General features: G+C 38.9%; 6 protein-coding genes. 2 read left to right on the top strand and 4 right to left on the bottom strand.

What is annotated here, in order from left to right:
* The first annotated feature begins 103 nt into the window (after positions 1–103).
* The gene (locus FLUTA_RS16065; protein ID WP_013687953.1) at positions 104–1,012 is read left to right on the top strand and encodes a hypothetical protein; all 909 of its coding nucleotides are present in this window, start codon (positions 104–106) and stop codon (positions 1,010–1,012) included.
* Positions 1,013–1,327: 315 nt separating this feature from the next.
* Here FLUTA_RS16065 and FLUTA_RS16060 read toward each other — a convergent pair whose 3' ends face one another.
* The 3 genes from FLUTA_RS16060 to FLUTA_RS16050 all read right to left on the bottom strand — a co-directional run bounded on the left by FLUTA_RS16060 (position 1,328) and on the right by FLUTA_RS16050 (position 6,892).
* Positions 1,328–5,095 (bottom strand): PKD domain-containing protein, encoded by a 3,768-nt coding sequence (locus tag FLUTA_RS16060; protein WP_013687952.1) that lies wholly within the window; start codon positions 5,093–5,095, stop codon positions 1,328–1,330.
* 6 nt (positions 5,096–5,101) lie between these two features.
* Entirely contained in the window at positions 5,102–5,626 is a 525-nt protein-coding gene (locus FLUTA_RS16055; RefSeq protein ID WP_013687951.1) for a hypothetical protein, read from the bottom strand.
* A 486-nt stretch (positions 5,627–6,112) separates the two neighbouring features.
* Complete coding sequence (locus tag FLUTA_RS16050) at positions 6,113–6,892, bottom strand: sulfite exporter TauE/SafE family protein (protein ID WP_013687950.1); 780 nt, start codon at positions 6,890–6,892, stop codon at positions 6,113–6,115.
* A gap of 296 nt (positions 6,893–7,188) precedes the next feature.
* Between FLUTA_RS16050 and FLUTA_RS16045 the strand changes: the two genes are divergently transcribed.
* Positions 7,189–9,606, top strand: a complete 2,418-nt coding sequence (locus tag FLUTA_RS16045; protein WP_013687949.1) for a TonB-dependent receptor plug domain-containing protein — start codon at positions 7,189–7,191, stop codon at positions 9,604–9,606.
* 285 nt (positions 9,607–9,891) lie between these two features.
* Here the strand turns inward: FLUTA_RS16045 and FLUTA_RS16040 are convergent, their stop codons facing one another.
* Positions 9,892–11,556, bottom strand: a complete 1,665-nt coding sequence (locus FLUTA_RS16040) for a T9SS type A sorting domain-containing protein (protein WP_013687948.1) — start codon at positions 11,554–11,556, stop codon at positions 9,892–9,894.
* Positions 11,557–11,584: the final 28 nt, after the last annotated feature.

Raw genomic sequence — 11,584 nt, 5'->3', positions numbered from 1 at the left:
TAAAATGACAATGAATCTAGGAACAGGATGAAGATGGTTCTTTCCAAGAAGGATGTAACGAATCTTGGATACAGAAGTTATCTATGTTGTAAATCTCTACCTTATGAAATACGCTCCAAAATTCCCATCAAAGGTCACGTTTTTGTTCTCTACATTGTTTATTGCTGTTCTGTGCATTTGCAGCGCATTTAATGTCACTAAAAAAGAATCAAATCCGCAGTTTATATCCATTCAAGAGCTGATGAATAGCGGCAAGCTTGAAGTTTCTATCAAAAGTCTTGGAGGACATCAACAAGAATGTGTAGCCTTCGTTATCAAAAATCTTACGGGAGATACCGTTCTAGCGAGGATTGAGCCAGGTAGAAGATTGCATTGTGAAGACACCACCATGCAGGATATCTTTCTTGTTAAACATAAGAATGTGCTGGTTTTACCTCATGAGAATCTGATGGTTAACGGTTACGGTTTTTGCTGTAAAAGTCACCATCGTAGTCCTGTAAAGCAAACGGCATTCTCAATTGGAGCGATGGCTCCGGAAGGTTGGCAAAAGTTGGCAAAGGTTATCGATGAGAACAACTTTCCCGTCAAAGCGATACAAGATGCCGTGTGGTGTTTATCAAATGATCATGCTATCAGCGCGATAACTGATAAAAATCCAAATTCCGTAGAGTTACTAAGAAGAACAGTAGCAGGAATTAAAGGGTTGGAAGTTCCTTGGTACACGGTGATTTACGCTCAGCCAGAAACCGAAAATCAGTTATTTTCCAATAAACACGAAACGGTCACCGGGCAAATCAATTATCATACAAACGGAAACACGATCATTTCAATTGTGGTTAAAAATAGGAAAGGTCAGGTTCTGAAAACATTAATAAAATCAACATCCAAAAGCTCAGGAAATCATACTTACGATTTGAACTTGAACGTAGCAAATTGGCCAACTGAGGAATATTTAATTTACATCTACGAAGATTACTCGAATCTGAATACAAGAGTGAAGTTTAAGTTATAGTACAAATTCGATAACATCAGTGATTTTCCTCAAGAGAGAATTTCGAGAATCTTTTACCCGATATCCCCAAAATCAATAGTTAAGGTATGGTATTTTTTGAGCTAGCTCAAATATTTGTAAATGTATCCGAGATACAAACTGTCGTGAACGAGTCATATCTCGTCGAACCTAAAATCAAGAAACAGCTTTTGGTTTAATAGAGCATTATCAAAATGAGAATGAAGAAAAAGAGTTTCGAGAGCGAGTAAAGAGGGTAAAAAAGAAAACCCCAATCCTGCCTGCGCAATACCGGGGTTTCCTTCATCAAATTTATACTTATCGTTTCAATACAATAGGAACAATATTTTGCAAAGCATTTGCTGTTATTACCTTTACGGTATAGGATCCGTTAGCCATTTCGGAAATGTTTATTTTCAGAGCAGCACTTTTGGAACCCTCAATTTCACGCACTACCCTGCCTTTGCTATCGTATATTGTAACATTTTCTATAATCAACTGTCCTACGTCAACCGTAAATATTCCATCTGATGGATTTGGATAAATGGAAACAAAAGACAACTCTTTTTCTTTAATTCCTGCACAATCATCCACTTCTACATCAATTGATGCAGTTCCTGAACAACCATTTCCATCTGTAAATAAATAAGTGAGCGTAGTTACACCAGTTCCAGCCATAGCCGGACTGAATTGCCCACCACTTACACCATTTCCACTATAAATCCCTCCTGCCGGAGTACCTTGAGTAAGGGCAAATGCGCCACCATCCAGACAAAGATTTGCAATCGCTGCAAATGTGACCGCTGGATTCGGAGTAATTACCACTGTTGTCCCTATGGAAGGAGCTGACACACAGGTCCCATTTGAAGTATTTACAGTATAGGTCCCTGCAGCCAAAAGGGTGATTGAAGGTGTTGTTTCTCCATTCGACCAAGTATTACCAGTTGCAGCTGATGATGTCAATGTTACACTATCACCTGAACAGAATGTTGTTGGGCCATCTGCACTAATGGTTGGCGTTGCGGGTGTTGCATTCACAGTAACAGTGTGAGATATTGTTCCACCACCATTAACGGTTAGTGTAATTGTTTTGGTTCCTGCTGTAGAATAAGAAATTGTATGAGGTCCTGCGCTAGTAGCAGTTGCAGGTGTAGCTCCTGGTCCAAAATCCCAGTTCCATGAAGTAATCATTCCAGTAGAAGCATCTGTTACTGTTACATTTTCTCCGGTACACACTGCTGAAGGTGCTGCTCCAAAATTAGGTCCAGGAGGTGCGATAACACCTGTCAGATTAATATTATCAATATATATATTTTGTCCGAAATGACCTCTATTTTGAAAACTTATCATCACATTTTGGTTCCCAATGTACGGACTTAAGTCTACCGTTTCTGTGCGCCATTGTGAAGGTGTTGGTACAAATCCATCAGGTGTATAATCTCCAGGGACTGTTGATAATGTATTTCCTCCTTTATAGTAAACCGTAGTAAACGATATGCCACAATTTGTTGAAACCAGCACTGCCAGAGAATCTGAATTAGCACCTGAATACCTTCTAAATGCAACATCAAAATTTAAAGTAGCACTTGATATTCCTGTGAAATTGTAAGTACTGCTTCTCATTTCATCGCGGTTGCCATTGTAGTGATCAAAGTTGCGGTACTGCATACTTTGTGTTGAACCCTGGGACCCAACAACTGCATTACGTTCCCATAATTCCGAAACATTTGCTACGTTAACCTGACTCCAACCCATTGGTGGAAACGCTGCAGAAACAAACCCTTCCGTTAACGGTAAAGCAAGCTGTGTGTTCACCTGAACAAATACAGCAATTGTTTTCGTTGATGTATTATTCAATGCATCAGTTGCAGTTAATGTTACATTATAGGTTCCGGTTGAAGGGTATGTTACATTTACACTGGCTGCAGTTGAAGTTGCCGGTGTTCCTCCTGAGAAACTCCAAGAATAAGTAATGGGTGTATTATTAGCTCCTACACATGCCTGTGTATACAGAACTGATGAGTTATCACAATCCATTACACTATCGCCAACCACAATATTTGCACTAAACGGTCGCAAGTTGTCAAATGCACTTTCCCAAATAGCCCGACCAAAAGTTGCGTATCTAATTCGTGATTGATTGGTACCATCGTCATACATGGAGAACTCAGTTGGAGATTTTCGTGAAGGCAAGCTTGTACTATAATTGGTCCAGTTTACTGCACCGGCTTTTTTGTAATAAACTGCATTGTTTGTTGCTATAAATACTAATTCTTCCGTTCCGCCGAATTGTTCCGCCAAAATGCGTCTGTGGTTCACATTGGGAAGGTTGTAAGTTACGTTGGTCCAGGTTGCCCCGGCATCCGCAGATCTGTAAACAGCATTATTTTCCGATACAAAAACGATATCCGCATTATTGGCTATGGCAGCAACACTTCCAAGTGAACTTGCTGATCCCGGTGGAGTGCGCAAGACAAATGTCGGACTAGCAGCTAAGGCATTGGATGATACATAGACATCTCCATTGGAAACCAATACATACAATCGGTTCGGATCAGCAATACTGCTGTGAATATCAACGATTGTTTGATTAAATGTAGATATTTGGGTCCAGGTTGGCGTTCCAGCAGTCAGATCAGTGGTACGATAAACATTCGTTACGCCGACAAATCCTAAATTGACATTGGTGCGGTTAAATCCGAATGCATTCCAGTTGGTTGTTGGAAGACCATATTCTACCATGGCTCCGGTGTGATTGAGTTGTCTTTCTATCCCATCAAAATAAATATTCCCATTGTAGTCACATTGCCGCTTAGCGTAATCATCTCCGCCTCCGGTTGTGAACCACCCATTGGCATTGGCAATAACGCGGCCGTTATCCTGCGTTCCGATGGAAATGAAATCTTTGTCGACCTGGCTGCCAATTCCACATTTGTTCCCTATTTCATAAGCGTAAAGACCGTTACTTCTTGGAATCCAATTATTACCTCCATCGTTACTTATCCAAACACCTCCATCATTCATGCTATACAGGTTGTTTCTATTGAATGGTGCTTGCTGAATTTGGTGCATATCCGTATGACATTTTTCCCACCAGTGGGTTAGCAACGTCCAGGTAGCCCCGCTATTTGTTGAATACCAGGTACAATGTGACTGTAACCATAATTTAGACGGATCCACAAGATCTACCGTAATGCAGTGATTGTAATTTCCCTGCCCACCTTCTGTTACATCATCGTCGTAAAAAGTAATGTATGGACTTCCCTCCGCTTTTTGGGTAGTGAAAGTCAATCCACTATCAGTTGATTTCAGAATAATACCTCCGCCACCAACAACTGATAAGTATACAATGTTCGGATTGGCAGGAGTTACACCAATACGTGAGCCCGACTGTATGTTTGCTGTTGAAGCAATCACTCCGCTGGTTATTTGTGTCCAGGAAGTTCCAAAGTTTGTTGATCTGTAAAAGCGTGGGACATCTTCTTCAGTAGATGCGTATACAATTTGAGAATTTGTCGCGGTATTCACCTTCATGTCTGTAAAAGGAATATTTGTCGCGGTAGATGCTGTCCAGTTATTTCCACCATCAGTAGACTTATAGATTCCTTTATTGGTGGCAGCAATGTATTCCAAAGAATTTGTTGAATTTTGAATAATTTCAATGACCAAACAGTTCGTCAAACTAGTAGCAGTAAACGTTGTACCACCATCATTTGATTTTCTTAATCCAGCAGAACTATTTGAATAATAATTAGCATCACCCGTTCCTAAAAGCAAATGCTGATCATTGGTATAATCAATACAAATCGAAGCACAGTTATTCGTTAGCACATCGGTTCCGGGCGCCACAATCCAGTTGGCTCCCTGATCGTTTGAGAAGAATAATCCGCCTTCACCAGTAACAGCATAGTATTTATTGGTGTCGGAAGCATGAAATTTTAGTTGGCTGATTCTGCAAAAACCGTGTATTTGCCCGGAATTGTTCGTCGGGAAATTCGTTCCGCCGGGAACAGGTGTCCAGTTTGCCAATTGCGCATAAGAGGAGATACTCAGCAGCATTGCACAAATAAGTAGTATTTTTTTCATCGGAAATTACTTTTGGGGAGTATTGAGTTCTTCTATTTTTTTTCGTTCTTCGGATTGAGCATCAATTATTCTCTGCTGTTCCTCGGGAGAAACAATACTGCCATCCTCACGAACCCAAGGTTTAACGGCTTTCATCCATCCTTTAAATGCACGAACTTGAGCAGCATAAAGCATTGTTTCGTCCGGTTTCCCTTTTCGTTTTCTCTTTTTTTCTTTGCGGGCATGTTCGCGTTTACGCTCCTCTTCCGATTCTTCTTCCTGCTCTAAACCGACTTCTCTTTCGAAGGTATCCAACTCATGGTTTTCAAAGGGTTCTTCAGGTAATATACGGCTCTTCCAATATTCCCTAAAGGCTCTAATGGTTAGATAGTAGTTTGCATTCGGATCATTCATCATTTCAATCCAAATCGGTTCTTTTCGAAATTGTCTCGGTTTGTATTTCTTCGCTGGTTCTTGCGCCAGACTAGTGAAATTGATACAAATCATGAGCAGGAATGTAAGTAGTATTCCAATTTGAAGTTTGCCGTTCATAAGTATTTAGTTTTATTGGTTTATTCCTGTTGTTTTCTAAACGTATAAAAAACAACATTTTTCAGGAGTGAAAGTTAATAAACTTCTTTTCTCTATTCAAAAAACAAACAATTGTATTAAAGCAAGGGGTGTCTGTTGTATTTCCAACTTAACAGCTTATTTTGTTCAATTTCCGGGCTAATTGATTTTTGGTTATATATTTTCATTTTAAATCCTTCCAAAAGCAAAAAAATTACCTACAACTGAATATTCATCAAAACATTAAAACAAAATTGCACTATTTTATTTCGTCTCGTGTTGTACCAGAAATCCAATAATTGCGATATCAATAATGTGTATCCGACTAAATTATAGATATTACCATTTAGACTAAATCGATCTAGGATTCAAATAATGAAGCAGAAATTCATTCTTTATTTGTTAGAACACGTCCTGGGAAAAAATTCAATTGATTCAAACATGCTGTCTGAGGAACCAAAAATCAGCTTACAAAATTCCGGTCATTAAAAGGATGGAAAATAGTAAAAGCATAATTGCAACGAAGTTTTGGAGAAAGCGGATAGTTACTTTCTTCAATAGCTTATTTCCGGCATATGCTCCTAAAAAAGCAGACAAAACGGCCATCGTTAAGAGTAAATAATCCAGTTTATCATGCTGCTTTACAATATCGGATGAATAAATCCCTAATCTAGAAATATCAATTAAAATAGCTATCACTACACCAGTCGCAACAAACTGCTCTTTTGACAAACCTGCACGTATCAAAAATGCCGTTCTCAGCGCTCCCTGGTTTCCAGACAATCCACCGAAAAAACCGCTCAAAAATCCACCAAGAGGGATATACTTCTTGTTAAATTCCAGTTTCGATAAGCCAGGGATGATGTCAAAAAGCGCAAAAAAGAAAAGTAATCCCCCAACTATGAGTTTCGTAATTGTAATACTACCACTTATATTGAACATGGAATACATCAGTATTGGCTCCATATCGGATATGAGAGTCAAAATGTATGCGCCGATAAATGCAGATACAATTGCTGGAATACCAAATTTTAGTACAATGTTCCTGTTTGCATTCTTTCCCACCAAATAGAGTTTAAATGCATTGTTGAGAAAGTGAACAATCGCCGTTAATGAAATAGCCAGTTCCAACGGAAAGAAAATAGCAAATATGGGAACCAAAATAGTTCCGAGCCCAAAACCAGAAAAAAATGTTAGTCCAGAACCAAGTAATGAAAAAAAGCAAATGGTTATATACTCGATTACCATATTTATCTTTTACTGAGCTGCAAAATAAAGCTAATTAAACAAACTCAAAATTATCTGAATATGAAGTTAAAATTAAGTACTATTCATTGAAACCGGTTAAACATGGAACAAAAATCCGCGTATAAAGTTGAAACGGCTCCCTGGCAGATCACGCAACTCATTGTTTCCCTTAGGTTCAAATCCAAGAATGGAACACTATTTTATGGATATTTTATTTGACAACGTTAAAAAAACAGATTACTTAGCACTCAAATTGTTAATTATTGCGATAAACTCTTATCCAAAAAACACTCATTATGCTCAAAACCAACGTATTATTAGCAATTATAGCTTGCATATCCTCCTTCACACATGCTCAAAAACTTCAAATTGTAGATGACTACACGAAGCAGCCAATTGCCAACGCTGTCGTAGTTCAAAACCAAAAAACATACACATCAAATGCTATCGGGTTAATGGATTTAACAGGAATAACTGTTCCATCTGAAATCCTGCTCGAGCATCCGAATTATACCAGCAAGACAATACAAATATCCAATAATGAATTAACTGTTATTTCCTTACTCGAAAAAACCATCGATCTGGATGAAGTTACAGTTTCATCAAGTAGGTTCTTAGAGAAGAAATCTGATGTTCCGAAACGAATTGAAACAATCAGGAGTTCAGAGATCCAGAGAATGAATCAAAGTAGTACCGCAGATTTACTGGCGTCTAATGGAGCAGTTTTCATCCAAAAATCACAATTGGGAGGTGGTTCACCAGTGATAAGAGGCTTTGAAACCAATAAAATACTTCTCGTGGTTGATGGCATTCCATTGAATAATGCCATTTACAGGGGGGGACATCTTCAGAATGTCCTGACAATCGATCCAGCGGCTTTAGAAAGTGTAGAAATCGTTTATGGGCCAGGTTCTGTTGTATACGGGTCAGATGCACTTGGGGGAGTAATGCATTTTCATACTATGAAACCCCAATTCTCTGAAACCGATTCGATACTGATCAAAACGAACTCATTTGCACGATACTTTTCAGCTGCAAATGGTTTCTCCGGACATGCGTCTTTAAACCTTGGCTGGAAACGCTGGTCTTCATTTACAAGTTTTACGTATTCCCATTTTGGTGACTTAACTCAAGGAAAAGTAAGAAAAAGTAAGTATCCGGATTTTGGTGAAAGAACATTCTATGTTGATCGAATCAATGATGTAGATTCGATGGTGAATAATTCAAACAAAAATAAGCAGGTAGGATCTGCATACTCACAATACGATATTATTCAAAAAATTGCATTTAAGCAGAATGATCACATAGTTCATACCTTGAATATGCAGCTTTCAAATTCTTCTGATATCGATCGATACGACAGACTTACCCAGACAAAAAATGGGCTTCCCCGCTTTTCTGAATGGTATTACGGCCCTCAATTCAGAGCTTTAATCGCTTATGATTTATCGATCAACCAAAAAAGTAAAATCTATGATCAGGTGAAAGTGAATGCTTCTCAGCAATGGATTGAAGAAAGCCGCCATGACAGAGCCTATAAATCAGACTTTTTAAATCATCGAACTGAAAAAGTATTGGTTAGTACACTACTCGTTGATTTGGAGAAAAGACTGGGAAAACATGAAATCAGATATGGGATATTTGCGAAATATGATCAGGTTCAGTCGACCGCAAACAAACAAAACATATTAGTTGACACGTCAGGTTCTTTAGATACCCGCTATCCTGATGGAGGATCTTCCATGTCGACTGGTGCTATTTACGTAACAGATGTGATTGAGATTTCGGATAAGTTTATTTTAAGCGGTGGAATCCGGGCCAACTACGTTCATCTTAAAGCTAAATTTAATGATCGGACATTTTACCCTTTTCCATACAGCGAAGCAAAGCAAAACAATAGTGCTCTGAACGGTAATCTGGGAGTGATTCTACAACCAATTAAGAGCATTCGGATTTCATTGAACGGATCAACCGGATTCAGAGCTCCCAATATTGATGATTTGGCAAAAGTTTTTGAATCGGTAGTTGAAACAAACAATACCTCTGGAAAATTGGTGGTTCCAAATACAAACTTGAAACCTGAAACTGTATATAGCGGGGAATTAGGTATAAGCTATCGGTACAAGGATAATATTCAGGTGTCGGCTCTGGGTTATTATTCCAGAATAGAAAATGTGATTGCCATACTCCCATCTACTTTAAACGGTTCTGATACTGCTTTTTACAATAATAACTATGTAGATGTTTATTCCGCTAAAAATGCAAATTATGGTATCGTATACGGTGCTGAAGGAAGTATTAAAGCTCAATTTCTGAAACATTGGGTCGTGACTTCTTCCATTAACTACACACAAGGCCGCGTTTATGTTGAAGGCGATGAAAAGCCATTAGACCACATACCGCCTGTATATGGAAAAACTTCCCTTCAGTTTACCTGGAAAAAACTGCAGACCGAGTTTTTCACTCAATACTCTGGTTGGAAAAAACTAGCCGATTATTCAGATAGTGGTGAAGATAATTTGGCCTATGCAACAGCAGACGGAATGCCAAATTGGATTACTTACAACTTAAGAATCGGGTATCAATTTAATTCTAAATTGTCTGCTCAGGTTGCTTGCGAAAATATATTGGACCAAAATTACAGAACGTTCGCATCAAATATTAGTGCACCCGGAAGAAATTTCATTGTTACATTGAGATTAAACACCTTTTAAATGAATCAGGACAAAAAGTTGGGAGTAATTCAATAAAGAATTCAGAAAATACAAAAGTCCAACACTAAATATTGGACTTTTGTGAAGTCTTTCGGAAATTTTTGGGGAGTTTTGTAGGAGGATATGGAAAGTTTACTTCAAATATAAGCACACTCAAAACTCACTATATTACTAAAAGAACAAGGACTGATCGGAGAAAATAGATGAAATACTAAAATTATTTTGTCCCATGAACGTTCGGTTAACCAAAGATCAAAAGATTAAAATTGGCGATATGGAGGAGACTTATTCCTTCACAAAAATTTGACCTTCCTCTCTCCTTGAATTGCGCACGATCAGATAAGTTCCCGAAGTCAAATCAGACACATCGATCGTATTTGAATACTGGTTTGACCTCATCTCGCATCCGGTGAGATCGTAAATCGCAATGGATTCTGTTTGATCAAATGCAGAGTAGATTGTCAAGATATCTTTTGACGGATTGGGGAAAATAGCGAATTCATTTTTAGTGGAAATATCCTTGACGGAAAGTGTTGAGTTCAACTTAAGAATGAAAACACTGGGATCTTGTGGAGAAGCCGGAATAGTCAAAGTCCCGGGTCCTGGGTCGAAATCAGTTGTTCCGAAGAATGTACCACCTACGTATACATTTCCATCCGGGTCTTTTCCTATGCCCGTAATGGAAGAAAGCGAACTACTTGGGATGATGAACACCCAATTAAAACCTCCGGAAGCGTTTAAACTCAAGGCAAATGCATCCGAATTCCAGGGTGAATCAAACGTAATTGCTCCCGAATTGAATGAAACATGAGAGGTAAATGATCCGGTGATGATGCAATTTTCATCGGAGTCGAGAAGTATCCTGCCTGGGAAATTCGCATCTCCATCCACTCCTTTTACCCAGATAAAATTGCCTGAGCTATCCAATTTAAGAATGAAGGTGTTTCTACCAGTACCAATCAATACCTGAGGCGTTCCTGTCAGGTTAAAATCGGTTGTATCTGAATAATCTCCTGTCAAATAATAGTTTCCCTGATCGGACACCGCAATTGATCCCGGCTGATGATAGTACTGTGAACCATACGTTTTAACCCAATCGAGATTTCCAGAACCGCTCAGCTTCACTAAAAAAATGTGACTGATGATATTCGGACTTACCAGATGTACTCCAGGTCCCGGATCGAAATCAGTGGTATATTCAAAAGATCCTGTAATTGCGCAACCGCCATCAGAAGTATCGTCGATACCATAAGATTCATTCCAACCTTCACCAGGAAAACTTCCGCCCCAGATAAAATTACCATTCGCATCCAATTTTGATATGAAAACCCCACCATAATTGCTGGTGTTTAATGCTGTTCCCGCATTTGGGTCCACATCCACTTCCATACTGAACTCCCCTACTAGAAAACATTCCGAATTTGCATTGAATACAGCTGTTTTGACCCTTGAATGTCCTGTACTTGGAAAAGATTTTGCCCATTCGAAATTTCCGTTCAAATCCAATTTCACTGCAAATGCATTTCCAGTCGAGGACAGAGACGTTAATTGATAAATACCTATTCCCGGATCAAAATCAACCGTATCATTAAAAAAACCGGTTACCAAAATATGTTGATTGTTATCTATTGCCAGCCCCAATGCGTTCTCTTCTTCGGTTCCCCCTAAAGCGATAACCCAAACCAAGTGCCCATCCGAATCCAGTTTCCGGACATAAGTATCAAAATTGTTAAATGCTGTCAGATAATGTGTTCCAGATCCTGGATCAAAATCCAGAGTGCTGTAAAAATTACCGCAAGAATAGGTGTTTCCGGAATTATCAACAACCATAGCGGCTGCACCAATCTCTTCCGTGCTTTGCAGTGCGGAAGTTACCGATAACCATTCCAACTGTGCCTCTGTCGGAAAACAATAAAACAAAAGAGAAAATAGGAGTATTGTTTTTTTCATAGTACTTTAGATGTCTGATAAAGGGTCC

The sequence above is a fragment of the Fluviicola taffensis DSM 16823 genome (assembly GCF_000194605.1).
Lineage (GTDB): Bacteria > Bacteroidota > Bacteroidia > Flavobacteriales_D > Crocinitomicaceae > Fluviicola > Fluviicola taffensis.
This window is presented reverse-complemented; position numbering and strand designations above follow the sequence as displayed.